Below are 26946 nucleotides of genomic sequence, written 5' to 3'. Positions count from 1 at the left end.
TGAGTGGCCGCGGTCGTACAGGATGCGCAGTGATGGGCCGTCCAACAGGGGAAAACGAATGAACCGTGTCTACCGACTCGTATGGAATCGGTCGCTGGCTGTTGTGCAGGTAGCTCCCGAACGCGCGCGCAACAAAGCTTGGTCCTCCGGTGCCTCCGCGCCGCGTTCCCTACGCCGCTGTCCACTTGCGCTGGCGATTGCCGGCCTGGCGCTGGCTTGGGCAAGCGCTCCGGCGTGGAGCCAGACTTGTACGTCCTCCGATCCATCGGGATGCGGCGCGGTAGGTGGTGTGGGTGGACATCCCGGCCGTAGCCCTGATGGCGGTTCGGGCAATGGCACAGGGGGCGATGGGATTACCTGGAATCCCAATAGCACCGAAACCGCGGGCAACACGGCCACCAATGGTGTCGGCGGCGCTGGCGCCACGGCGATCTTTGACGCCGACTCCTTCGACCTCACTTCGACGGGCGGAAGCGGCGGCGGGGTCGGGGCGACTGACAATGTCAGCGCTTCCGTCAGCGGTGGCACCGGTGGCGCCGGTGAGGATGCGCCTGCCAATAGCCCTGTTGGCGGCGGTGGTGGCGGTGGCGGCGCGGGTGTTTTCATCAGTATCAGCAATTCGACGCAGACCGTGGCGTCCAGCGTGACGATCAGTGGTGGGCAGGGCGGCCAGGGCGGCGCAGCGGATAGCGAGTCGAACAATGATCCGGGCGCCGGCGGTGGTGGTGGCGCGGGTGTGATCATCGGGGCCGGCGCAGGCATTGTGTCGTTCACCAACAACGGCACGTTGAGGGGCGGCACCGGGGGCACCGGCGGTTATGGCGGCTACGCCGGCAGCGGTGGCGGTGGCGGCGATGGCTTGCTGGTCCTCGGTGTGGGCGCTAGCGTCACCAATGGCACGGGCGCCACGATTGCCGGCGGCGCCGGTGGTGTTCCCGGCGCGTTCCAGGATGGCCAGAATCTGCCGGGCGGTTACGGCGGTGGCGGTGCCGGCGTGAACCTGGTCGGTGCGGGCGCCACGCTCACCAACTCGGGCACCATCAGCGGCGGCGGCGCCGGTGTCAGCCCAGTGGCAGGCACTTCGGCGCAGAACGGTACGCCAGGTGTCGGTGTGCGTGCATGGGGCGGTGCCACCGTCATCGACGATGGCGCGATTAACGGCGGCAGCAACAGCAGCATGCAGGCCGATGCAGTGCTGTTTTCCGGCGGCGGCAACCAGTTGCTGATCGAATCGGGTGCCACCTTTACCGGCAATATCGTAAGCACCAGCGGCAGCGACCCCGCCACGGGCGACACGCTGACGCTGGGCGGCAATGCCAATGGCTCGATCGATGCCGGCCTGATTGTGGGTTTCGCCAACAACACCAAGATCGGCGACATCACCTGGACGTTGACCGGCACTGGCAACGCGGGTACCAACTGGACCATTCAGCAGGGCCAGCTGGTTGGTAACACCAGCACCTTCAATGGCAGCATCACGTTCTCCAGCAACGGCCTGGGTCTCTCCCCGACCTTGGATTTCAATCAAGTCATCAGCGGCACCTTTGCGGATGTGATCAGCGGAGCGGGTGAGGTGTTCAAGGATGGTGCCGGCACGGTCACCCTTGCCGGCGCCAACACCTATACCGGTGGCACCACGATCAACGCAGGCGTGTTGCAAGGTGACACCACCAGCTTGCAAGGCAATATCACCGACAACGCCGTGCTGGTGTTCAATCAAGCCACCAATGGCTCTTACGCCGGTGTGATCTCCGGCATCGGTACGCTGACCAAGACCGGCACCGGCACCGTGACACTGCTTGGCGACAACACCTATACCGGCGGGACAACGATCGCCGAAGGCACGCTGCAAGGTGACACGTCCAGCCTGCAGGGCAATATCGCCAACAACGCAGCGCTGGTGTTCGATCAAACCAGCAGCGGTACCTACAGCGGCGTGATCTCGGGCACGGGTACGTTGACCGCGAGCGGTGCGGGTACGCTGACCCTCGATGGCGCCAATACGTTTACCGGCCTTACTACGGTGGCGTCCGGCAGCACGTTGATCGTCGGCGACAGCTCGCATGCTACGGCAACAGTGGGCGGCGACGTCAGCGTAAACGGCGGTACGCTTGGGGGTTACGGCAGCATCAAGGGCAGCGCTACGCTTTCCAATGGCGGCGCGCTCACACCGGGCAATACGCTTGCCATCGGTACGTTGACCATCGATGGCGATCTCACGATTGGCAGCGGATCGCAACTGAATTTCGATTTCGGCGCGCCGGGCTCGAACTTCAGCACACCCGGCCAGAGCGATCACGTGGCTGTGGACGGCAATCTGTCGATCGACAGTTCCACGCTCAACGTCAACAATCTCGGCAGCATGGGGCCGGGCCTGTACAACCTGTTCACCTGGGGTGGCACCTTGGCCATCACTGGTGGCGGCTTTGCGCCGCCCAGCGGCATGACGCTACAGATTCTCACCACCGACAAGCAGATCAACCTGGTCGACACGCAAAACCTCACGCTCGACGAATGGGATGCGAACGGACAGGCCAGCCCTGGTGCCATGGGCGGCGGCAGCGGTACATGGAGCGTGATGTCCGACACTTGGTCGAACACTAACGGCCAATCCCCGGGCCCTATGTCACCGCAACCGGGTTTCGCGATCTTCGGCGGCACCGCCGGCACCGTTACGGTGGATGATACCGGTGGCGAAGTCAGCGTCACCGGCATGCAATTCGTCAGTGATGGTTATCAGCTCACCGGTGGCGCCATCGATTTGGTTGGACAGAGTGGTGTTGCGCCGGTCATTCGTGTCAGCAGTGGCGACACTGCCATCATCGCCAACGAACTGGATGGCACCGATGGCTTGAACAAGACCGACGGCGGCACGCTGGTGCTCACTGGCACCAACCTTTATACCGGCACGACCACCCTGAGCGGCGGCTACTTGTCGGTATCGTCGGATGCCAACCTGGGTGCGAGCACCGATGCGCTGGATTTCGAAGGCGGCACGCTGGAAATCACCGGCACCGCTTTCCAGCAGACATCGCGCAGCATCACCTGGGGCAGCGCCGGTGGTGGTTTCGACATCGATGACGCGGCCAACACGTTCACGGTGACGCAGGCACTCACCGGTACGGGCGGGTTACTGAAGAGCGGTGCGGGCACCTTGGTGCTTGCTGGCGCAAACACATACAGCGGCGGCACGATCATCGATGCGGGTATCCTGCAGGGTGACGCGACCAGTCTGCAGGGCAGCATCACCGACAACGCGACGCTCGTGTTTGCGCAAACAACCCATGGCAGCTTCAGCGGTGCGATTTCCGGTAGCGGCCAGCTGATCAAGAATGGCGGCGGCACACTGGTATTGAACGGCAGCAACAGCTATACCGGTGGCACCACGATCAGTGCCGGCACATTGCAAGGCGATGCGAACAGCCTGCAAGGCAATATCGCCAATAACGCGACGCTGGTATTCGATCAGGCGAGCGACGGCACCTACAGCGGCGTCATCAGCGGCAGCGGCAGCGTGACCAAAACCGGAGCCGGCACGTTATCGCTCACCGGTGCAAACGTTTATAGCGGCGGCACCACGATCAGCGCCGGCACGTTGCAAGGCGACACCAGCAGCCTGCAAGGGAATATCACCAACAATGCGGCGCTGGTATTCGATCAGGCGAGCGATGGCACCTACAGCGGCGTCATCAGCGGCAGCGGCAGCCTGACCAAAACCGGAGCCGGCACGTTATCGCTCACTGGCGCGAACGTTTATAGCGGCGGCACAACGATCAGCGCCGGCACGTTGCAAGGCGACACCAATAGCCTGCAAGGGAATATCACCAACAATGCGGCGCTGGTATTCGATCAGACGAGCGACGGCACCTACAGCAGCGTCATCAGCGGCAGCGGCAGCCTGACTAAGACTGGCGCGGGCACCTTGATACTCGATGGTGCCAATACCTACGCGGGTGGCACCACCATCAGCGCCGGCACGCTGGAAGTAGGCGACAGCAACACCACGAGCGCATCCATCGAAGGTGCGGTAGACGTGCAAGGTGCCGGTACGCTGCGCGGTCACGGCACCGTGGTGGGTGATGTCACCAACGACGGTATCGTATGGCCGGGTGGCTCGATGGGCACCCTCACCATTCAGGGCAATTACACGCAGAACGCCGATGGCACCTTGCAGATCGATGTAACCCCGACGCAGTCCTCCATGCTGAAGGTCAGCGGCAATGCGAGCCTCAATGGCACGCTCGATCTGATCTTCGCGCCAGGTACCTACAGCAGCAACAAGTTCGACCTGCTGCAAGCCGGGTCGCTGAGTGGCACATTCAATACCGTCAACGGCACCGTGCCGGGATCGCTCACCTCGCAGATCAGTTACAGCTCGACCGGTGCCGAATTGGTGCTTGCACAGGCATCGGTCATGCCACTCGACAGCAGCCTGTTCGGCGACCTGATGCGCAGCGTCAACATCGCCGGCCAGCAGGACATGGATTCTGTGCTTGACGTTGGTTTGGTGTCGCGTGGCACGCAATGCGGCGCTGACCATGCGGCTGCGATGCAGAATGTCACCGCCTCGTGCGGCAGCGGCGCATGGGCGCAATACACCGGCTCCAACCTATCGCTTGATGGTTCCGACGGATCGAACAGCACCGCTTTCGGTTTGCTGGGTGGCGCCGACTATGCCGTCGGCGACGTCGCCCATGTCGGCCTGCAAGCGGGCGTGGGTCAGGTAAACGGCAATGACAAGGCAGGTGGCAATGGCCGCGTCGACAATGTGCATGGCGGCATCTACGCCTATGCCGATGCGGGTCCGACGGTTTTGTCGGCGGTCGTCGACACGATGCATAGCGATTACCACTTCAATCGCGCCACCGGCATCGGCACGGCGACATCCACGCCGAGCGGCAACATGTTGTCCGCCGCATTGCAGGCCGCGTGGCCCTTGCAACTGGCGCAGTGGCAGCTCACGCCCAAGGCGGGTGTGTTGTATCAACGGCAGACGCTGGACGGTTTCAGCGAAACGCTAAACAGCGCCAACCCTGAAGCGGCTAGTTTTCCGGTCGACGGTGCGCGTAGCCGCTATACCGCCCTGCAGCCGTACGCGATCATGGCCATTGAGCATAGCTTCGTGGCGCATGGTGTGACGTATGTGCCCGAAGTGAGCGTGGGTTATCGTTACGACACGCACAACGCCGCGACCCCGATCGTGCAGGTTACCGCCCAGGATGGAACCGTGTTCGACCTGCCAGGCGCAACGCAAGGACGGGGCATGGGCACGGCGAGTGCACGCATCACGGCGGAAGCGGGTGCTTCATGGAGCCTCTATGTGGACTACCAGGGATTCTTCGGTAGCCGTTTACACGACAACGCGCTGAGTTTTGGATTCACCAAGCACTTTTAACGTGCTTGGTGACATGCGTTATGAACGCCTAGAGGCCGAGAAGGCATTGGTCTGATCTCAGAACTTTTTTTGTAGGGCATCCTGCAGCATCGCTTTGGCCAGCCCAGGCCTGCCACGAGTGGCTTGAGCTTGCGATTTTCCTCATCGAGTTGCCGCAGACGACGCCGTTCCGCCACACCCAGGCCGCCGTACTTCTTCTTCTAATTGAAAAATATCGTTTCGCAGGTATCCATCTTTCGACAGACTTCCGCTAGCGTGACACCACTCTCGGCTTGGCGCAGGGCGAACGCAATCTGCTCTTCGGTGTACTTGGTCTTCTTCATGGCAAAACAGCCTCCTGATGAAGCTCAGCTTGGCCGAAAAACGCTCTTCGAAACGCTGCCAAGGCAGGGATAAGGTCGGCGCCACAAAAAGTATCAATAGAGCAGAGGGATGACACTTGCGGTGACACTGGCAATTTTTACTCCCTTCGGATCAAAATCTCCGCTTACCCGAAAGGTCATCGGCCCGGGATCTTCTTTACCTTCGCGAACATTTACTTCAATGATCCTGTTCGAGGAAAACTGCCGGTCGCATTTAATACAACGAACGGAAGTAATTTGTCCGAGTGCCAACCATTTAAGTCTGTCCCGGCCTTTTCCACATGATCCCGTACAGCTATACGTAAATTGCTGATTAGGCGCTGGACCTTTGCCATGAATCGCGTCCACGAAATAGACCGCTTCAAGAGCCGTCTGCGCATCGGGTGCTTGAAAGTAGGTCCTAGTGGATTTGACGGAGCTGTACATTTTCTCAGTCTTGTCTGATGCCTGGTCGTATGATGTGTAAATATCGCCGACCACGCCATAACGTGTTTCCGTGGAAATGCCATGAACATTGCCTTTTGGGTCAAACTCGATATCGACCCAATCGGCGCTACATAAGCTAAATCGCAAACTCGCGGCTGTGGCATGACTGTAAAACCTGAGTGGATTTGACCACAGCCTTGCTGTTGCGCTTGGACGGTCGACGTCGATCATAATCGCGCCAGTGTCGCCCAAAAGCTTTAGGCAAGATTAGCCAAAGGCATTTCGCGTGCCTCTCGCACAGTAGTTTGAGCGGCACAGATTGAAGGTAGGAGCATAACTAACACCAACCATCGTATGGCGCGGCCATATTGTCCTCCTGTATGCCGTCATTATTGCCATGCAGGCGAAATAAAGTTATCCGAAGAACCCGTCTTACATTTTGCCGCCAGCGTGGCCATATACGGTGCCAATGCATCGATCGGCGTGTTCTGACATCTCATTGGTGCCATCGCTATCAACTGAGGGTAAGCCTGGGCAAGGCTCAGTGTTCTGCCCGTCTGATGCAAGCACAAACTCCTTCCACTTGATGGCTCGACCATCCGATAACACAACCCAATAGATGGGTCGCATTCCTTCTTCCAGCAATACTGAGTTTCTCAGTGAAGGCGAGTCTATCGTGAGATCGGGAAGCGCCTTCATGGCATGCATTTGTTGAACAAATTGCTCCATCGCACGCTTGTTTGGCCAGGAATTTTTAAAGCCGTACTTAATAACGAAACTGATATTTGCATCCGCGCTTATTTTTGCTAGAAGAATTGGCGATGACTGTATTAAACGAAGGTAGCGCTGAATGTTGTCAACATCATTGGCATTCCTCAAAGCATCGCCAGAGAGCGCCATGCGTGCCAGTACCATGAGATTCGAAGGACCATCGGGAAGCCGTAAGTGAGCATCGACGTTTCTGCCCTGCCACGTGTTTATCGCAATGTGCGATACAACAAAATGTTCTTCCAGTAAATGTTGCACGGCTGGGGCGGTCCTTGCCACCTGGAATTGCTCGATGTCGGGCTCGATGCCTGCGTATAAGATTTCGTCCAAATCGTTGTCAGTTATAGCGCCCTCCAGTCGATCCTTGTCAACGGAGTCACGTGGTAATAGCGATAGCACTGCACGCGCGATAGTCGGCGAATAAGTCAATCTTCCATTGGCTACCTTCCATGGAAGCATAAGATAGTGCTGAGACTGTGAGCTAGCCGATATAGTCGATTGATCATCCAACGTCATCGTTATGCTCAATTTTGGAAAGTCGTCAGTGTGAACCGTCAAAAATCCAAAGGTAATCACCCGGGCTAACGCAGACGACTCCCTGAGCCCCTGTCGCCATGCGAAAACTCGCCCGGCGACAGGAGAGGTATTTTGAACAAGTCCGGTTTGCTTAAGTAGATCGTCGATCTTAACCTGAATGCCGGAGGCCGTTGGATTCAAAGTGGCAAGTTCGATCAACGGCTGTGGTTTCGCCAATATGGCATCTCGTAAATCCGTCACAAAATTCGGTGAAATGATTTGCGGTTTAAGTGCTCGTACGGACACGCCCTCCGATCCATTACGTTCACTGTTATTGACGTTTCGTCTGGAATGGTTGCCTAACGACCTGATGACTAAAGCTGCGTCCGTATGAGTTCCGCTAAGCCGATAGACATCACCCTGCCTGTCGATAACGATGTGATCACTTGAATAGTAAATTATGCCCAATCCCGCCCACGATGATTCGATCACAATACGTTTCACCGTCGGGGTGCTCGGAGTTTGCGCGTGCGCAGCCAAGCAAGCCAATAGCAGTACGCACAGTAAGACAAACTGACCCTGCATTTTAATGGTCATGCCTCACCTCGTTACCGACGAAATAGAATGCCGCTTCAAGACTAAAGCGGTAGCTGCTAACTGATACGCCCGCATCATCAGGGCAATATGCGGCGCAGTCTACGCTGACTGCTAAGGCATCATTTAATCGTTATCGCTAGAGACCAATTAGCCTCCATTGGGGTCGCCATTGTTGGAAATAGTCACATTTGGAGGCGTATTTTGGCCTGAAGGTTGTGGTTGTGGTGTAACCTGCTGGCCACGATGAAGATCTATGTACACTGACGTTGCGATAGCTCGCTGCATCTCTGCTTTCGTCATGGTCATCCCGAAACCATGCAATACTGCATTGGTGAGCCCGTATGCTTGCGTTTCAGAATCTTTAATATCATCAGGCGTGGACGCCGTATGGCCTTTATCCTGTGCCCAAAGATCGTGCCATGCCTCATGCGCTATAGCTGCAGAGCCTTGGATTTGCCCGTCAATTCCGGGCGCCAGACTACCGTCTGGATTTCTCTTTAAATTCGAATCATCTACTGTAGTAAGGCCAACCTGATTGGAGAGAGCAGGGCCTGCACCAAGAAGATGGCCGGGAACGTAAGTAGGTCCCTTATGGTCATTCTCCGAGCCTATATACCGAATCACTCTGCCCAGTCGAGCACGCTCTCCTGGAATCCTTGCATTCTCAAACGCAACATGTACCCCACTCACCAACTGTCTGACTACTGTGGAGCAAAATTGTCCGCTAACGGTGCATGTGTATTTTCCAGTGGGATCAGTGTTTCCAATAGGGTTCTCGCTAGCATATCCGTAGCGGCCAAAGGTGAATAAATTTCCTGACGAAGGTTCGCCAGGATCAACGCTTAAAAAGCCGCCAACGCTTGGGTCGTAGTACCTCGCCTGCATGTAGACGAGGTTTGTCTCAGGATCATTCACGTGCCCAGTGTAGCCAGGGCCGTCGGGTGATGTGCCCAAGGCGATTGTGCCATAGGGTGTGTAATCAAACGATGCAGTGATATTCCCATTTGCATCCGCCTCGGCAAGCGGTGTGCCTTGTTGATCCGTGAGTATGTAGGTGACTGTACCGTTGCTCTGGGCAAAGGCGCTCACTACCGGGAAGCTCGCGACAAGCGCAATCAATAACTTTGTGGCGTTACGCATGATTGATATATCCCTCTCACTGTCCCGGCATCTGGCCCACTAAAACGTTAGCGGTTGCACTCCACGCGCTGCAGGCACTTTCGTAGCACGCCTGCACGCGATATCCGTAGGTGCCATTAGCCTCACCAAATGCGCTCCAGGCGTTAATAGGACCGGATTGAACCGTGGTCCATGCGCCTCCGTTCGCTTGTTGCTGAAGAGTGTAGGACGTCGCGGTAGCGACCGAACTCCAGGTCACCGAATACGTACCGCTCACGATACCTTTCGGCGTAGAAAGCGCAGGAGTACCAGGAGGTAGGGTCACCGCCTCAGTGGCGGTGGCACTCCAGCCACTGCATCCGCCGGCATCGCACGCTTCCACGCGATATTGATAGGTGCCGTCACCGCGTCCACTCGTGCTCCAGCTGGTTGCACCATTTGCCTGGACAGTGCCCCAGCCACCGCCATTCACACTTTCCTGCAAGGTATAGCTCGTCGCATTGGCCACAGCATTCCAACTCATGCTGTAACTACCATTGGTAGAGGTGCCACCACCGCTCAGCGCGGGAGCACTTGCTGGCGGGACTTCGACCGTCGTGGACGCTGTGCTGCTCCATCCACCGCAACCACCGCCGTTACACGCTTCTACACGGAAGCCATAACTGGCGTTCGCCGCTCCACTCACCGCATGGCTCGTCGCGGCGCTGTTCTGAATGGTCGTCCAACCTCCCCCATTGGTCTGTTGCTGCAACACATACGACGTTGCGGTACTCACACCGCTCCAGCTAACCGTAAAGTTGCCGCTGGTGGTAACGGCAGGGCTACTGATCGTCGGTATGCCACTTGGTGGAATCGTCACGACCATAGGGCCAGCCTGCACCCATCCAGTGCATGCCGATCCATCACCGGGCATATAGCAGGCTTGAAGTTGGTAGAGATAGCTTCCTGTGCTCAATCCCGAAAGAGTGACGCTTGTATTCGTGCCCGCGTATACCTGCGTCCACGTGGCTCCCGCGTTCGTACTTTGCTGCAACGTGTATTCGGTTATAGGTGTTGCCGCGGTCCAGCTGATGGAAGGGCTTCCGTTATTGTTCGTCGACGGCACAGACAAGGTCGGTACCGGACTGGGTGCGGGACCAAACGTCGTATCCACGACGACTGTTGCGGAGGTCGTGCTCCATCCCGCGCTCCCAAAGCCATTACTCGCTGCTACTTGATAGGTGTAGTTTCCACTAGTGGTGCCGGGACGGGCGATGCTTGTTCCCACCTGACTGGTGGCGATGGTTGACCACGCTCCCCCATTGAGCGATTCCTGGACGGCGTAGCCCGTCGCACCTGGCGAGGCTGTCCAGCTCACAATATAGGGGCCATTATCCGTCCCACCTGGTACGGAGACCACGGGGATGGCAGGCCATACACCTACAGTGCTCGATACCGTCCAGGCGCTACACCCATTACTAGTGCAGCCGCGTACCTGATACAGATAGCTGCCACCCGCTCGCCCGGAAACAGCCAAAGAGGTGTTATCGCCCGTGTAAATGGTGTTCCAGGCCCCACCATTGATGCGTTCCTGCACCGTATAGCTGGTGGCATCAGGCACGGTCCCCCAACTGAGTGCAAAGTTACCATTGTTGGGAGTACTGCTGACGCTAATCGCACTCGGCGCCGTAAGCGCTGTCATCGCATGCCTGGCGATCAGCTTGGAGCCGAGATAGATGTAATTTGTAGCCGTAAGATTCGTCGGGTCGAACGAAAACATCAACCGGCCAGAATGGCTGTACAGATAATAATACGTAGGAGTGCCTGCGACAGAGGTCTTGGCAACACGCCGGCCTGCCGCGTCATACGCATAACCTTCGATGCCCGACACCTGGAGCAACTGATTCTCTGCATCGAAGGTATATTGCGTAGTGACGCCACCACTTGTAACGCTACTGCGATCGCCCTGGGAATCATAACTATATTGGCTTATGACGCTCGCGCCTTCTGCCACGCTCGCAAGTCGGTTCGTGCTGTCATAGTTCAACGTCAACGTAGTGCCGGCGGTTAAGCGCGAGCGCAGATTATTAATGGCGTCGTATTGATATGTTTCCGTCCCATAAAGCTGCCCGGCAACGGCATTGGTAAGGCGATCCAGGGTGTCATATGTAAACGCCTTGCTGCGCTGACCACTAACGTTATCAGTCACGTGTGTGATATTGGCGTCGTTGTCGTATGTCAACGCCTCCGACACATCCACTGCGTTCCCGGTGAAATAGCTGAAACCACTCGGTAGATCCCGCGCATTTTGTGACGCCGTAAACGCAAGTCCGTCGGCAAAGTTGAACCCACTCATGACGCCATTGGGAAAGTAAGTGACACCGCTCGCGTAGGAGCCAGCTTGCAACGGTCGACCCAGCGCGTCCGGGTTGTAGGCCACACCTTCATTGACGCCGTCGATGTCAGGGTACCCGATGGCATTGAGATGTCCGTTACCGTCGTAGCTGTAGGCCAAGGCCCAGGTAAAGCCGGGAACGGCTAGCGCTTCACTGGTCATCAAGTTGCGACTGTCATAAGCAAACGCCTGACTGGCGATACCCGATGTGGCTGTTAATAGATTCCCATCGTTATCGTAGGAATACGTCGTGCTCTGAGTCCCCGTCGGCGGGATGACTGTCCGAATGCGATTCAGCTGATCGTAAGTGCGCACCATTTGCGCCGACGTCGCGACGTCGGCTTGACCACACGTGCCATCGGTGATGCTTTGTCCTTGTGCTGTCCATTGCACATTGTTTGCTGCATCGTATGCAATAACCGTGCTCCCACTCTCCGGCTCGGTCGTTCGACATACACGGTGATAGATGTCGTAAACGAAGGTCTTGGTGACGCTATCATTCTCACTGCCATAGGGTCCTGACTGGGTAATTGCTGTCGGATCGCCGTATACATTGCGCGAAATCGATTGCGAAACACCCTGAGGCGCACTTATCGAGATGGGGGAGTCATAGCTTGGTGCATCAAAATCCTGGTAGTAGGTGGTGGTCACATTTCCGTTAGGACTTGTCACCTGCCTACCGCCACCTTGGAGGTAAGACGTGGATGTACTGAGACTTCCCAGCTCACTGTCCTCTTGACTCAGCGTCAGTCGCTCCAGTGCGTCGTAGGAATTATGAATGCCTGAAGATATCGCAGAGTACCCAGGCGCCCCCGCCACAGGGAAGGATGCGAACGTCTTAGCGCCGGTCCAATCGTAGGCAAACGTGACGCTGTTGCCGGAGCCGGCCACATTAGTATCGACGGTATACGTCAATAGCGGCCTTAACTCAGCATCAAAGTATGTGGTGGAGCTCGCTGTTCCTACTGTTTCAACGCGATCCCAGTGGCCCGCCGCGATTCCCTGCTCGGCCGAGTTCACGAAGTTGTAAGCGATGATCTCAGGATTCCACGACACGGTATCGTTCGTGGGGTAGGTGACGCGTGTAACGCGCCCAACTGGGTCATAGCTATAAGACGTTGCATATCCGCGTTGATCCGTCTCACTTGTGACCTCTCCAAAGTCATCAACCACGGCGGACGATGACGTACCATCCGGATACGCGATCTGCTGAGGTATGCCTCGATAATAATCACTCAGCGAGGTGGTATTTCCGTCGCCATCCTTGAAGGTGCTGAGGTTCCCCTGGTTGTCGTACGTATACGATTCGAGTAGCTCGCCAAAACGTGAGCGTGACGCAACGAGATCGCTTGCGTTGTAGGCGTCACTTGATTCGACCTCGGACGTCGCAGCGTTTACCGTCGAAACAGGGAGCCCCATTACCCAGAGATTCGAATCGTACAAATAACTATGAAGTTCTTCGATCGATGGTTGCCCTGCGATGGAATTGTATCGCTTCGTATCAGTAGGGTTTGCCCAAAGATCAAATGCCACGGCTTGCCACGTATAGGAATCGCCTTGCTGCACGGTACTCTTTCGGTTCAAGGGCTCGATCATCAGCACTTCGGCCCCGTTCGCTTCGCCTCCGAGGGAGATGCCAAGACTCGCTGGCCAGGGTCCCGTGGACGATGATGCGTAGGAGGTCTGAATATCTCTAAGCAGGGTGGAGCCTGCCGCTCCCTGATAATAAGAGGCGTCTAATAGCTGCGACTCGGTAGCATCCCATCTGTTGCTAAATGTATATCGAACATCATTGCCATTCGGATCGACCGCGTCAGTGTAAACCGTACTTGCGCAAGTATTGTTCGAAGCACAGCTATCCGTGCTCCAGCTTTGATTAGGTGAAGAGTAGCTATAGGTCCACGTTAAATTGCCAGGCAATCCCGCGCCGCTGAATGTCTTCTTTATCAGAGACGGATATGCCATCACATTACGGTAGTAGAGATACTCATTACTTTGCGATGCAGCACAATCGTACTGGACATACGATTCGCCACGAATCGTGTTTTTAGTAGTAAACGTTCCAACCAAGCCGGACGGATGCGTAATCGTCCCCGTTGCCGTAACCGCATTTTGCGGTTCCAACGCATAGGTGCAATTGCCTGCCCCTGACGCGTTATAGGTAATCATGTCAAGATCAGGAACATCCTCATACTCTCGGAAGTTATCAAGGGAAAACTGCCAGCTCGACCCGTCCGGCAGCGTTACCGATTGAAGATCGCCGTAGCTTCCAGATTCATAGGAGTATGTCCATGTTCGCGTCGCACCATTCGACGCCGTGACAGTCGCCGCATTCACCCGGAATCCCGGATCGGGATTGCTAAGTTCAAGAGTTGGCTGAATGGTATAAGCCGTGTACGAAAACGCAACGGAACGGCCATCGCTTGCCACAACGGAAGTGAGATTGTTGTTACTGTCGTAGTTGTACGTGAGTGTATTGCCGAAACGGTCCACCACTTTCGATACCATCATCATCGCGACGTTGCGCGTGAACTCATAGGGCGACGTACCGTAGTTATTGGCTCGCTTGTAGACGAGCCGATCAAGATAGTATTGCGTTCCGCCAGGGCTTATCGCCAAAAAGCCCTCGCCTCCTGCGCCGTTAGAGGTAGATGGTAAGCATGCAATGGCCCAATTGTTGCGGGTTATTAGTGACGCTTGAACAACCTGACCACCGTTCAGGCTGGCTCTCGGAAGCGGTCTCGTGTTCGGAGATTCGGGAACGATCAGGTCCTGTTGGCCCATCCCGGGTATATCGAGGTGCACCCCGTACCACCATGCCGATGGATCGACCCCGATAGCAGGGCCTCCCAGTTGATTCGGAAATACAACGTCGCTCGGTCCAGTGCCAATGCCGCTACAGCGACCGCCACTCGGGCTGATGAAAAAAGACGTCAAATTGGGCGTGGTCATCGTCTCGATATGCGGGATTTCCATGCTCCAATCGACAAACTGCCGCCACCAGGGCGCCGTCGTATCGGCAACCGCATATTTGCGTGTGACAGTAATATCGGGACCGGTTCCCTGGAGGTTGATGTCCGTTTGCTCAAACGAAAGCGTGCCGTTGTAAAGGTTAACGTTCTCGCCAAATGGATTTTCACCGAGAGGATTGATGTTTGTATTGACGCGGAGTCTTTGCCGGACTTCATCTTCAATCGGAGCCGCGATGTTTTGCGCGTGGGCTAATCCGCATGCCACAGACAAAGCGACAAGCAATCCATAACTGAAGCGACGAAAACGAAACATTCCATTTCTCCCTATTGCCTTTTACAGCTACTCCGTGCCTCAAGCGCGTAAGCAGTTTGGCGGTGGCGACAGTCCACTGAGAGACAGGCAGCGCTACAGGCGTAGGTAATAGGGGTAAATACTCGCGTTTAGGTAGCCCATGATGTCCGATGGGGGGCGGGCGACCCCAGTGGCATTGCAATGCAACATACAAGATCCGCCCGTAATAGCGAAGGCGCGCAGCACCCGAGCGCTATCGCGTGTGTCGTGTCTTACGAGAACAGCAGCCACCATATCTCCCCCTGGAGATTTCCCTTGGCTAGAAGTTTTCTATATCCCCTTTTTACGGAGCCGCCATTCGCTCGATAGCTAGACGGACACACGCAACGGGAGTGACTATGTCACGCCGAAAACTGTCTTGCAACAAGGTCCCCGTCACCTTATGTCTGTAGATGCTCTGTCGAAAGCATATGGACGCTTCCATACTGATGGTCTTAACACGCCGCTGCGCCGCGCTTCTCTCCGAAGTTAAGACGGCGACTGGGCCTGGCTCGATTGACAATCAGTATGGTGCAAGCTATTGGTTATGCGCTATGCAGCGCGATTCCATAGGGGGTTTTTATGACGAAGGCTTTCGCGGCATTAGTGGCGTTAAGTCTGATGTTTGCAATTCAACCGGCAGATGCCGGTGAGGACAGCCAGTCTTTCCAACCGGCGACCATCTGCCAGATCAACGAGCATTTATCATCCTTTTTGGGTAAAAGGGTGTTGCTTAAAGTTCACTACGTCACCGATAGCGCCTACGCGACCTACATAACCGATGAGAAGCACGGCCGTCCAAAGTGCTTGCTAGAAATACAAACCGTGGCTCTAATGAAAGATCCCAGCGTTAAAGCGTTCTTCAAGGCCGGAAGGGAACTATGCGACGCTACCAAACGGGTACTTGTATGTAACCTTGACGCCGAAATGGAGGTGGAAGCGATTATCAAGCGCTTAGAGAATGGCACGCCATATGCTGATTTTCAGAAGATTATCCACTACCGATACTATTGAGCTTGATCGACTCGCGCGCGATCAGGAACGTAATCAACCTCTTCCAGGCTCATGTTCCGACTCTTGAAAGGTACTTGCGATAGTCTCGTTGGACGCGATGCCTCATGACGACGAATCATCATTTCCGACGCATGAGGCGCAATTTGCCAGTCGGGGAACAGCTCTGTAGGTGAGAGTCGATACCGTTCCAGGGCGGTGCAGGGCGTCGAAGGATCACGGCGCGCTTCGGTCAACATGACGATGCTGTTTTGTGTTGCTTTTCAGGTGATGAGAGCTCTCGCCAGGACATGCTTCCGTCGTTGGGAGCAGTACAAGAGAGGAGTTTTATGACGAAGGCTTTCGCGGCATTAGTGGCGTTAAGTCTGATGCTTGCAATTCAACCGGCAGATGCCAGTGAGGACAGTCAGTCTTTCCAACCGGCAACCATCTGCCAGATCAACGAGCACTTATCATCCTTTTTGGGTAAGAGGGTGCTGCTTAAAGTTCACTACGTCACCGATAGCGCCTACGCGACCTACATAACCGATGAGCAGCGCGGCCACCCAAAATGCTTGTTGGAAATACAATCTGTAACTCTAATGAAGGACCCCAGCGTTAAGGCATTTCTCATTGCCGGAAAGCAAATATGCGACGATACCAAACAGGTGATCGTATGTAACCTTCAAGCCGAAATGGAAGTAGAAGCGATTATTAAGCGCTCAGAGAACGGCACGCCGTATGCCGATTTTCAGAAAATTATTCACTATCGATATCACTGAGCTTGCATGATTCCTCCCCAGTGCGAAGTGCTTAATATCTGATCGAATCCTTAGATCAGATTAACCGTTCACTCTCAGGCGCCACGTCCCTGATGAAGACGGCGCTTACTATGCTCGGTGAGGTGAAGTCTGAGGAGTTGCCTGGCGCCGGTAACAGAGAGCGAAATGACGGCTGCAAATCCTGTCGGGATCAAGAATGCCCAGCATCCATCGTAGTCGAAGCAGCCGCCTTCATGACAAACACAGCCTTGAACCGAAGCATGGGGCGGTTAGTCTTTTGAGACGAACAAGCATATCCCTGATCCACTGAGGCATTAATCGTCTCGATTCTTCTCCGTAAAGTGTGCCCACACCACACACAACGCAGGAGTCAGTCCCATGTCACGTATCCAAATCCCCGCTCTGGAGTCGGCCACCGGCGCCACCGCCGAGGTGTATGCCCAGATCAAGAAAGCCGTCGGCCGCGTGCCGAATGCGATGGCCGCGATTGGCGCGCTGAATCCCGCTGCATTGAAGGCCAGCTTGCAGCTGGATGCCACGTTGGCGAGTAGTTCGCTGAGCAAGGCGGATCAGGAAACCATCAAGCTCACCGTCAGCACGGTGGCCGGTCGTGATTACTGCGTGGCCGCACACAGCCTGATCGGCAAGATGGCTGGTTTGAAGCCGGATACCTTGAAGCAGATCCGCAACGGCGAGTCCACCGGCGACGACAAGCGTGATGCACTGATCCGCTTCGTTCGTACCTTGGTTGAAACCCACGGCACCCTCAGCGACGCCTCGTTCAACGACATCAAGGCCGCCGGTTACACCGACGCGCAACTCGTGGACATCAGCCTCGCGATCACGACCATCGTGTTCACCAACACCTTCAATCGCATCAACGATACGACGGTCGATTTTCCGGCGGTTTGATCGATGCCTGATCCGATATGCACATCCATCACTTGAGGAATCCGACCATGAGCAACGTCAACGTACAACTCGGTAATGCCGGCAGCCTGGCACCGGCACGTGCACACGAGGAAAGCAGCCTGATCGATGAGCCGGTGGGTACCGTGATCGACAAGGCTATCCTGCATCTTTCGAAGACATCCTTTTTCAAAGGTGATATCGGTCATCACCTGGTTCGTGCGGCGATGGTTTTTACCTTCCTGATCTTCGGTTACCAAAAATGGTTTAGCTTTGAAGCGCAGCAAATCACGCCCTTTATCCAACATAGCCCGTTGGTGTTCTGGCTTATCCCGGCCTTCGGCGTTCGCGGCGCAGGTTTCTTCCTCGGCACAACGGAATGGCTATTCGGCTTGCTGATTTTCCTGGGCTTCTGGAATCGCAAACTCAGCATCTTGGGCGCGATGGGTTCGATCATCACCTTTGCCGGCACCGTCAGCATCATCCCGTTCCTGCCGAACGCATGGGCGGCGCAAGCCGGTGGCTTCCCGGCCATGTACCTGCCGGTTGCCTTCCTGGTGAAAGATGTACTGTTCTTCGTGGTATCGATCTATCTGCTCCAGCGGGATCTGACCCGCGCTGCTCGGGACATCGAGCGGAACGCCGTCTGATCGCTTGAACAGGTTCATCCTCGACACGTCTTGCGGTCGATGGACACCAGCCGAGATAAGTGATTTCGGCTAAGTGAATCCTCCGGCCGCAAAGGCTTCTGAAGTAAAGCGGTATCAGGTCAATCATTGACCTCAGCGGTAGGCAAGGGCTAACGGGATGTTGGACACATCGGGCAACTAGCCGCCTTTGCCTGCCTGGGCTGATCCAGATAGCGTTTCTCAACTCCGGCATACCCTCCCTCCATCGCTACCTCGGCTTCCCCACTTCGACAACGCAGCAAAGCAGACCAGTGCAGGCACGCAGCGATGGCTATGTAATCGATGTCGAAATGCCAGGTGAGCAGCGCCATACAACATGCATAGACAGCCCGCTTCCTTGCAAGCAGGGGAGGAAGCGAAAAGCAGGCGGGAGCGGGAGATCAAGTCTGGATGCAAACGACGCTTGCGTGCACGCGTAAACCATTCGGACGTTGAGCTTCAATCTTGCGCAGATGAACTCCCTCCCCTACGTGTAGGAGGGTTGGGGTGGGGTGAAGCCAAGTGCGGATGCTGGTAATGCCTGAACACTGTTCCGGTATGGCCTAACATGGCGCTGTTGTTGACAGTTAGCGGATGTCTCTGGGGGCTGGTATCGGCCAACAACGGCCGGTGGTCATCCCTGTCAGGTCGCCAGACAGCGGACATCGAAAGCTCTTCTGGCAATAGCAGTTCAAACGTTTCTCGTCGCCACTACCGGCGGCACGTTGGAAGCGCGACGGGCCGGCACAAGCACGGCGAGCTGGCCCAGCACGAGTACTGCCAGCAGGCTCACCAATACATAGGTCACTGGCAGCCGATCCATTTCGTAGCGTGTGATCAGCCACAAATTGAGGCTGATTGCCAGCACGATGCCGAGCACTGCACCACCACCGGCGATGATCAGGTTCTCGGCTTGGAAGTAGCGCAGGATGTCCTGCTTGCGCGCACCCAGCGCGCGGCGGATGCCGATCTGGCGCTGACGCTGGCCGACCCAAAAACTGGTCAGGCCGACGATGCCTAAGGCGGTGATGCCAAGCAGGATCAGGCACACAGCCCCCATCAAAAGGGCCATGCCGATATCGCCCTGATAGGCTCGTGCGCGAATCTCGGAGAACGTGCGAATGCCGTCTTCGTCGTCGACCGCTCGCAACGCGTCGACGGCAAACAGCGCCGTCCGGGCAGCACGCATGGCGGCTTGCTCGCGACCTGGCTTGGCACGCACGGCATATTGGGTCGTGTGGTAATCCCGCCGTAACGGTTCGATCAAAGAGTTGTAGGCGGGAACGTCGCCATCAGCACCACCCACATGCGGTGTCTGCAAGCGCCCGACAATGCCGATGATGGTAGAGGGCGTAGCGCCGATGTTGAGATAGATCGCCTTGCCCACGGCATCTCCGTGCGGGTAGAGCTTGTCTGCTACCGCTTTGCTCACGATGATCGCAACGGGCTCCTCGCTACTGCGGAAGCCTACATGCCGCACGTCGGCGGCGGTGAACGCGCGCCCGGCGATCAGCCGCAGCCCCAGGGTGGGCAATATCTGTTCATCGCCCGTATAAAAGGCGACCTCCGTCGTCGCCTTTTGCTGATCAGGCTTGAGGTAAATGCCGTTGTACGCTCCATTATTCGTCAGTGGCAACGCTCGGACCGGCGTCACCGATGCCACGTCCGGCAACTTGCGTAGCACAGCAAGATCATCACGCTGCATCGCGTCGAGTTTTTCCACGCTGGCCAGATCATTCCCATTGGGTGCGTCCGCCCAGCGTTGCTGGATCAGGAACAGATCGCTTTCGTTCAGACCCGTCGGACGATTTACCCGTGCAATACGCTGACCAATAATGAAGGTCGCATTGCAGACAATCGCCAGGGTCACTGCAATCTGCAGCGCGATCAGTAACGCGCCGGCCTTGTGCTTGCGCAGCGCGGCAATCATGGGATGGAGTTTCACGGTGTGTCCCTCAATGGGTTATCACTCAGTTGGACTTGAGCTGCCATGCAGGTTGCACCCGCGCTGCACGGAAGGTGGGATATAGACCGGACAGCAAGGTCGCCAACACGGCCACCAGCAAGGTGAGCATCAGCAACGAGGGGTCCAACCGCGCCAGCGTGGCAATGTCCCCGGGCAGCACGAACTTCACGCTGGCTACGCCAACGCCGGTAAGCAACAGGCCGAGCACACCCCCAGCGGCACCGACCACGCCGGCCTCGGTGAGAAACTGCGCGTACACCGCGCTGCGTGGCGCACCCAGCGCGCGGCGCACGCCGATCTCGACACTGCGACGCAGAAATTTGGCCAGCAGCAGGCCTGCCGTGTTCACCAGACACCCCACCAGCAGGCCCAACGCCACCAGCAGCGAAACCTTGGTATCGCTGGGCACCACATGCAGATAATCCAGCCACGCCGGTAAATCGCGCAGGCGGTTGTTGGGTGCCCAGTTGAAGCGACCTGCCTGTTGTTGCTCTCGCGCATAGGCGTCCAGATAATCGCGGTAACGTGTCACTGCCGCCGCATCATCCAGCTCGACCATATAGGCGATCCAGCTGCAACTGGAATGCACCAGACCGTCAAAACCGGCTTCCTTGGGCGATTCGTTGCAGTTGTCGACACCAGCGGTGCCCATACCCACCGCGGCGGCACGCTGGAACGGCAGAAACACATCCTCACCACCACTGATGAAGCCGCCACTATCGGTATTCACTACGTCATAAAAGCGCGGCTGCGGATCCCAGTGATTCAACACGCCGACCACGCGGTAATCCTTGCCATCGATATTCAGTGTCTTGCCCACGCTATTGGCGCCGCCGAACAATTTGTCGTTAAGCTTGCCGCTGATCACCGCCACCGGCGCGCGCTGCGCATCGTCGTGCGCGCTCCAGCCGCCACCATATTTGAACGGCACGTCCAGCATCGGGAAAAACTCGCTATAGACCGCATGTCCATCGATATTGAACGGATGCTTGCTGGGATCAGCCGGTACCACCAAAGGCCAAATCGGATACATCGCCGACTGCAGTTTGGCGCGATGATCGCGCATCAACGCCACCGCATCGGTATAGTCCATCGCCGTCGGCGGCTCGCCGGTGGCATCGCGTCCAGTCGGTCCCCACATGTCGATTTGCGGCACGAACAACTGCGAGGATTTCCATGGAATCGGATCGCCCGATACCGCGCGGAACACGGAGTAGGTGGTCATCGACACGGCCACGCCGAAGCCGATCGCCAGCACCATGAGCGCGGTGAGGCCGGGGCTGCGCTTCAAGCTACGCAAGGCTAGTTCAAGGTAGTAACCAAACATGCGAAAAGTCCTTCGGTCGTCGAGGCGATGACTCCTATATCCTGATTGCAAGAAGCCAATATCATGCCAATCGTGCGGCCAAGACTTTTGACGAAATTTCAATGAATTAACCGACGCTGCACCACGCGAGAATTGTCCGCGGACAGTATGCGGATAGTTAACGGACACCCTTATGTCACCAGCTTTCCAGGTAGCGAAGTGTCGTCACGGGCCGGAATGGATCGACCTCTGCCGGTCGCAGCGTGCCCGCCCACCGGGAGCGCAAAGGCTACCATTGGCCATAACCTGTCATGCGTATACACCGGCAACATTAAACACGCCGACGTAATCGGCAACGGGGGTAGTGGTATCGTGTGCGGCGGAACGGCGCATTGTTATCGATGCGGAATGCCGTTTGTCACAATGACGTCTAGCACGCGCGATCGAGCCCCTGCCTGGCTATCGTGTACGCCACCATCAACGGCATCCGCAGCGATGGCTACGGAGTTAATGCGCCATCTTGGCTCTGATGGTCAGAACGACACGCTCTCCTGGGTTGTGACCAGGCTTCTTCAGACCAGCTTTCCACATTTGGCGTGTTGACTTACCGCGCATCACCGGACTCGCAGGAGGGCACTATGTCTCGGGAGCTGCTGCTGAAATACGTGATGATCGTAAGCGGACTGCTTTTCCTGGCAGGCATCTATCCGTTGGTAATGTCTTTATGGTTCTGGCGACACGCCGATGAGATCGTGCCCATGTTCCTCAGCCTTTACGTCACACTCGGAGTTTTCTTGCTGATTGCGGTGCGAAAGCCATCGGAGCATCGAAGCCTGATTTGGTTCACGGCGTGGTCTAGCTTCGCGCACGCTGGTGTCATGCTGGTTCAAGCGTACAACGACGTTGATGGCCGCCCGGAGTTGTTTGGCATGTCTGCCATGCTGATCGTGATCGGCGTGCCGCTGATCGCTCTGGCGCCGACGAAGCAATCGGCAGAGCTGACAGCTACTTCGTAAAGTTTAGGGTCGGATTGGCTGACATCCGCTTCGCCAAAAGTACCTCGGTGTTCGCGTTGTTGAGTTTGGAGAACTACTGGTCACAGATTGTCATCAAGCCTCTCCAAAGCGGGCCTTCATCAATAACTGAAAAGGGTCGACATCTGCTTGTCGCAGCTTGCCCGGTACCATCAAGTCTGCACAGGTTTGTGATCGGTCAGAATCGCTTCCGTTTGAGTGCAGACGAAGCCGCAGGCCATCCGCCTTGGTTAGAACCAATAGGATGTTCAGCGATCTTCGGAATCGATATTCAACCTGACCGGAATCCGCAGCTGCGGATGTTGTAACGCCTGAACATGGCGCTGTTGTTGACAGTCAGCAGATGTCTCCGTGGGTCTAGTATCGGCCAACAACAGCCGGTCGGCGAATCAGTCGCGTCGCCCGATAGCGGTCGTTCGGCGCCCGGAATGTTCAACGCCAGGCAACAGCACGCGAACATGCGCCGACCGCGCTAATGACCGGCGCATGTATACCCGCTACAGACGATCAAGCGGACTCATCGTATGACTCACGTCCTGGTGAACGTGGGTGTAGATCATCGTTGTCTGTAGGCTGCGGTGCCCGAGCAACAACTGAATGGTTCGAATGTCCGTTCCTTGGGCAAGAAGGTGCATGGCAAACGAGTGTCGTAACGTATGGACGCTGGCATGCTTGCGGACACCAGTTTGCTCCAGCGCTAGCTTGAATGTCCTCTGGACCATGGCTTCTGAAGCGTGCCAGCGAAGTAGTCGACCCGTTTCAGGGCAGGGACGCACTACTTTGGACGGAAATACGAACTGCCAGGCAGGGCTGCGAGCGGCATTGGGATACTTCCGGTACAGCGCTCCGGGTAACGGAACATATCCGCGGCCTCGATCGACATCGCGCTTGTATAAGGCGATGACGTGAAACAGGTGCTGTTGGAGCGCCTGCGTCAGCGTCGCAGGCAACACAGTGGTGCGGTCCTTCGCCCCCTTGCCGCTTCGAACGGTGATGGTTTCTGCACGAAAGTCGATGTCCTTGATGCGAAGTGTCATGCACTCTGTGACACGCAGGCCTGAGCCGTAGAGCACCTCGGCCATGAGCCGAGGAGTGCCCTGCATCTTGGCCAAGGTTTGCCGAACCTCCTCAACCGTTAGCACGACGGGAAGTTTAGATGAGCGTTGTACGCGCCGCAGGCCATCCAAGTGACCGACGGCCACTTCGAGCACGTCGCGGTACAAGAAGAGGATGGCATTCAACGCCTGCGACTGCGTGGACGCAGCGACTTTGAGATCGACCGCCAGGTGGTTTACAAACGGTGCGATGCCTTGTGTGCCAAGCGTACGAGGAGGTTGTTTGTGGTGAAAAAGGATGTAGCGCCGGATCCAGAATCGATACGCCTCTTCGGTCCGCCGGCTCAGGTGGCGCCGGCGGCAGAGCGCGGACACCTGATCCATGAGACGTGGGGGTGGTGAGGTAGCGGGCAGTTCACCCCATAACGGTCACTCCTGGTGGTATGAAAAGCACCAAGATAGCGAAATTCGCGCGTCTGCGGGGTCCGGATATACTGCGTCTGCATAGCCGGACCGAACGTGGCGAAGTTGTTTTTCAATCATGGGGTTGCGTAACCATTCGTGGTGCGTTGCGCAAGATGTATAACCGGACCCACGGGTCCGTATATTAAGTAGTTAGAACTCATGAGCAGCACACAGAAATTGCAGAGTCTTTCGACCCTCAGCGAAGCGCTTGAAGCGTTGCTCGCTTCTCGCATCGGTGTGGTTGAGGCGTCTCGCATCGTCTCGGCAAGTCGCTTCGCCCTGAGGCAAGAGAACAATCCTTTGTTTATTCCGTTCGTCGGCATCGACTCAGAGACTGACCAATTTCCGCTTGGTCCAGTACGTGAGTTGTGGGCGCGCGATGCGCTTGTACGTTACGATCAAGAGCGCGAAGCGGCTGAGCAGCACTACACATCTTGGGCAACGCAATCAGCAAAAGCACTACTTGCTTGGGTGCACTCGCAAGAGTTCTAACATTTCGTTCAAGGCGGACGGCTGCGCCGCCGCTTAACTCAAGCGTTAGAGTTAAATGCCAACCATTCAATTTAACGGCACGATCTGCGAAGAAAGGTCTCTAGCGGAGGGGGAGCGCTGGGTGTGTCCGCACCTCAAGTCGCTTATCGCCTCAACAACCTTGCAGTCGGCTCCTAGGGTCATCCGCATCTTGCACGGCCTAAACAAAAGCTCCGAGATTTTTGTATTTATTGGAGGTTCTCTTCCTGAAGAGCAGGCCATTGCTAATTTCACGACGTTGGCACACGAGTCGTCCCGCATTTCGTGCAATGCTTGTTGGTGCGCCTTGTACACTGCTGAGGCGCTCTAACTATTCATCCAAGCGGACGCCTCCGGCGCCGCTTAACTCAGGCGTTAGATTGCCCAGCGACGGACACTATGCCAACAAACCCCCAAAAGCATTTTGTCCCAGCGCTCTACGTGGTTCTGGGAGCGCTTCTCGCTGCAAACATGCTCGCTTTGGTCTCGGGCCGGCTCCTCGCACTATTGCCACTGGCCGTCCAGCTCGCGGTACTTGGCTCCGTCTATCTACGCAAATCATGGTCCTACATCGCTGTAAAGTTGTGGGCGGCGGTGGTCATGCTGTCAGGCGTGGCAATGTGGCTAGCCGTGCTTTTAGACGGTGCTGCCTATTTCCATTCCGTGCCAAACGCAGTATTCAATACGGTTATGCTTTTGATTGGCTTCTATTTCTTCAAATTCGCCAAACCTGCGCTCCAAAAAGTCCCCGAGAGCATCTAACATCTCGTTCAAGGCGGACGGCTTCGCCGCCGCTTAACTCAGGCGTTAGGACGCAAATGCAGCTTTACTCGCACATTGTCGATTTACGAATTTCGCATCCTGGACTTGAGCCGAGTGTGGTCACTCACACACTCGGCATGGAGCCTCAGCATGCTTGGCGAGCGGGTGATCCACGTAAAACTCCCAAAGGCACTCTGCTCGCAGGTACTCGCACAACCGGTTACTGGGCTGCCAATCCATTCTCTTATGGTTGGCGCGACTCTACCGATACACTAGTCGAGGATGCGTTAGAGGAACTGCTCACCTTCTTGGAGCCACATCAAGACTTCCTCGTTGAGCTCAGCAAGGGTGGCAATGTGCGCATATGGGTAAGTACATCCAGTAACCGCAACTACGCACTCGACCTTTCCCCAAGCACGCTTAGTCGCATTGCTTTACTAGGTGCTACTTTCATCCATGATGTGTACTAGGGCGCGCAGGTTACGCCCTAACATTTCGTCCAAGCGGACACGCGTACCGTGAGCCGCTTAACTCAGCGTTAGGTGCCAAAGATGAGTCACTGGAAAACTATACGATTGGGAATCGTTGGCCTTTCTTTTGTTTTGGCACTTTTCGGGCCCGCTACTCCGGTGGCCGCGCCTCCGATGACGTGGTTTGCTGTCGGTGTAATTTCTGCCGTCTTCCCTACCGCGATGGTTGTTGGCTTCGGCGTACTTTTCATTCTAAAAGGCCCGCGATTCGACTGGCAGCCGCCTTCTTGGGAGAAGAATCCATTTAATTTTGCTCATGGCGAACAGTTCTTCCATCTAGGTGCTTTCGTTATGCTCTCAACGGGGGCAGCAACGGTTATCCGGGCATTGGCCACAACAGGCAAAGTTACGCCGGACACGCTGGTTCCTATTTCCATGGGTGTTGGTGTGTGGGTGGGCCTGCGGCTTTTAACAGTCGCCTATATGAGGCAGCTACGCAGTGGCACCTAACATCTCGTTCAAGGCGGACGGCTTCGCCGCCGCTTAACTCCAGCGTTAGACGGCAGGCATGCAAGATCCAGAGTGGTCAAAGTTGAGTTACAACAACCCGACCAAGATGTTGGTTGGTTTAGATCAGCTGTTTGAGTCCACTGGAATTAAGAAATACAAAAATGCGTCGGACATTCTGCTTAACCGAAAAGTTCGGTCCATTTCAGAAGATTGGAGATGCGCAATCTTCTGCCATGGCGCTGGGCAAGTGCTAAACAAGAAAATTCTTTTCGCTGCACATGAGAGCTCTGACTACGACTATATTGGCGCCTACGAGCACAACGGCATCATCTATAGATTTCCCATACAGTTGAAGCAACTTGTACCGGATCGCCTGAATCCTTCTACTGACCTGCAATCCGAAATAGATAAGCTCAAGAAGTACTCTGGGTCTGCTGATCTTGTCGTTGCAATTCATATCAACCGCAAAATTCATTTCAAACCGCAAGACTTGAACGTTTCCGAGCTCAAGCTCAAAGAAATCTGGCTATTTGGCCAGCTTGGTCCGGACAGTCAAACTTGGCTACTCTTCGGCAACCTTATGGCGGCCAAACCAAATGCGTACACATTCCAGTTGCCAGCCGTCTAACAATTCGTTCAAGGCGGACGCCTCCGGCGCC

The 26946-nt window shown here is 56.2% G+C and carries 17 protein-coding genes and 2 pseudogenes; 11 read left to right on the top strand and 8 right to left on the bottom strand.

From position 1 onward, the window contains the following. Positions 1–70 precede the first annotated feature (70 nt). Positions 71–4054: pseudogene (locus tag AC4HNJ_RS06420) on the top strand (beta strand repeat-containing protein); the annotation flags it as partial. 1404 nt (positions 4055–5458) lie between these two features. Here AC4HNJ_RS06420 and AC4HNJ_RS06415 read toward each other — a convergent pair. The 5 genes and pseudogenes from AC4HNJ_RS06415 to AC4HNJ_RS06395 form a co-directional block, all read right to left on the bottom strand. After that, positions 5459–5718: pseudogene (locus AC4HNJ_RS06415) on the bottom strand (transposase); the annotation flags it as partial. A 93-nt stretch (positions 5719–5811) separates the two neighbouring features. Further along, entirely contained in the window at positions 5812–6414 is a 603-nt protein-coding gene (locus AC4HNJ_RS06410) for a hypothetical protein (protein ID WP_490478719.1), read from the bottom strand. 201 nt (positions 6415–6615) lie between these two features. Next, a complete protein-coding gene (locus AC4HNJ_RS06405) occupies positions 6616–8064 on the bottom strand; it encodes a hypothetical protein (protein ID WP_490478718.1) in 1449 nt (482 codons plus the stop codon). A gap of 147 nt (positions 8065–8211) precedes the next feature. Further along, positions 8212–9204, bottom strand: a complete 993-nt coding sequence (locus tag AC4HNJ_RS06400; RefSeq protein WP_490478717.1) for an RHS repeat-associated core domain-containing protein — start codon at positions 9202–9204, stop codon at positions 8212–8214. Between the two features lie 16 nt (positions 9205–9220). After that, positions 9221–14842: a hypothetical protein gene (locus AC4HNJ_RS06395; RefSeq protein WP_490478716.1), complete on the bottom strand. Its 5622-nt coding sequence runs from the start codon at positions 14840–14842 to the stop codon at positions 9221–9223. A 600-nt stretch (positions 14843–15442) separates the two neighbouring features. Here AC4HNJ_RS06395 and AC4HNJ_RS06390 point away from each other — a divergent pair. The 4 genes from AC4HNJ_RS06390 to AC4HNJ_RS06375 all read left to right on the top strand — a co-directional run bounded on the left by AC4HNJ_RS06390 (position 15443) and on the right by AC4HNJ_RS06375 (position 18191). Further along, the gene (locus tag AC4HNJ_RS06390; RefSeq protein WP_490478715.1) at positions 15443–15874 is read left to right on the top strand and encodes a hypothetical protein; all 432 of its coding nucleotides are present in this window, start codon (positions 15443–15445) and stop codon (positions 15872–15874) included. A gap of 326 nt (positions 15875–16200) precedes the next feature. Further along, the gene (locus tag AC4HNJ_RS06385; protein ID WP_490478714.1) at positions 16201–16632 is read left to right on the top strand and encodes a hypothetical protein; all 432 of its coding nucleotides are present in this window, start codon (positions 16201–16203) and stop codon (positions 16630–16632) included. A 378-nt stretch (positions 16633–17010) separates the two neighbouring features. Further along, entirely contained in the window at positions 17011–17544 is a 534-nt protein-coding gene (locus AC4HNJ_RS06380) for a carboxymuconolactone decarboxylase family protein (RefSeq protein WP_490478713.1), read from the top strand. 47 nt (positions 17545–17591) lie between these two features. Then, positions 17592–18191 carry a YkgB family protein gene (locus AC4HNJ_RS06375; RefSeq protein WP_490478712.1) on the top strand — a complete coding sequence of 200 codons (600 nt, stop codon included), beginning with the start codon at positions 17592–17594 and terminating at the stop codon, positions 18189–18191. A 709-nt stretch (positions 18192–18900) separates the two neighbouring features. Here the strand turns inward: AC4HNJ_RS06375 and AC4HNJ_RS06370 are convergent. Together AC4HNJ_RS06370 and AC4HNJ_RS06365 are read right to left on the bottom strand one after the other, a co-directional pair. Continuing rightward, a complete protein-coding gene (locus tag AC4HNJ_RS06370; RefSeq protein ID WP_490478711.1) occupies positions 18901–20154 on the bottom strand; it encodes an ABC transporter permease in 1254 nt (417 codons plus the stop codon). A 25-nt stretch (positions 20155–20179) separates the two neighbouring features. Next, the gene (locus AC4HNJ_RS06365; RefSeq protein WP_490478710.1) at positions 20180–21502 is read right to left on the bottom strand and encodes an ABC transporter permease; all 1323 of its coding nucleotides are present in this window, start codon (positions 21500–21502) and stop codon (positions 20180–20182) included. A 617-nt stretch (positions 21503–22119) separates the two neighbouring features. On the opposite strand from AC4HNJ_RS06365, the gene AC4HNJ_RS06360 reads away from it, so the two are divergent. Further along, the gene (locus AC4HNJ_RS06360) at positions 22120–22497 is read left to right on the top strand and encodes a DUF6632 domain-containing protein (protein WP_490478709.1); all 378 of its coding nucleotides are present in this window, start codon (positions 22120–22122) and stop codon (positions 22495–22497) included. 515 nt (positions 22498–23012) lie between these two features. Here the strand turns inward: AC4HNJ_RS06360 and AC4HNJ_RS06355 are convergent. Further along, positions 23013–23954 (bottom strand): integron integrase, encoded by a 942-nt coding sequence (locus AC4HNJ_RS06355; RefSeq protein ID WP_490478708.1) that lies wholly within the window; start codon positions 23952–23954, stop codon positions 23013–23015. A gap of 240 nt (positions 23955–24194) precedes the next feature. Between AC4HNJ_RS06355 and AC4HNJ_RS06350 the strand changes: the two genes are divergently transcribed. The 5 genes from AC4HNJ_RS06350 (at position 24195) to AC4HNJ_RS06330 (ending at position 26915) form a co-directional block, all read left to right on the top strand. Continuing rightward, a complete protein-coding gene (locus tag AC4HNJ_RS06350; protein WP_490478707.1) occupies positions 24195–24527 on the top strand; it encodes a hypothetical protein in 333 nt (110 codons plus the stop codon). A 417-nt stretch (positions 24528–24944) separates the two neighbouring features. Beyond that, a complete protein-coding gene (locus tag AC4HNJ_RS06345; protein WP_490478706.1) occupies positions 24945–25307 on the top strand; it encodes a hypothetical protein in 363 nt (120 codons plus the stop codon). 56 nt (positions 25308–25363) lie between these two features. Next, positions 25364–25777: a DUF4279 domain-containing protein gene (locus AC4HNJ_RS06340; RefSeq protein ID WP_490478705.1), complete on the top strand. Its 414-nt coding sequence runs from the start codon at positions 25364–25366 to the stop codon at positions 25775–25777. A gap of 81 nt (positions 25778–25858) precedes the next feature. Then, positions 25859–26287 carry a hypothetical protein gene (locus tag AC4HNJ_RS06335; RefSeq protein WP_490478704.1) on the top strand — a complete coding sequence of 143 codons (429 nt, stop codon included), beginning with the start codon at positions 25859–25861 and terminating at the stop codon, positions 26285–26287. A 58-nt stretch (positions 26288–26345) separates the two neighbouring features. After that, entirely contained in the window at positions 26346–26915 is a 570-nt protein-coding gene (locus AC4HNJ_RS06330; protein WP_490478703.1) for a hypothetical protein, read from the top strand. The last annotated feature ends 31 nt before the right edge of the window (positions 26916–26946 follow it).

This window comes from Dyella sp. SYSU CM1112 (genome assembly GCF_058216415.1).
The sequence above is the reverse complement of the archived record's forward strand: the minus strand, read 5'-3'. Positions and strand labels throughout refer to the sequence as shown.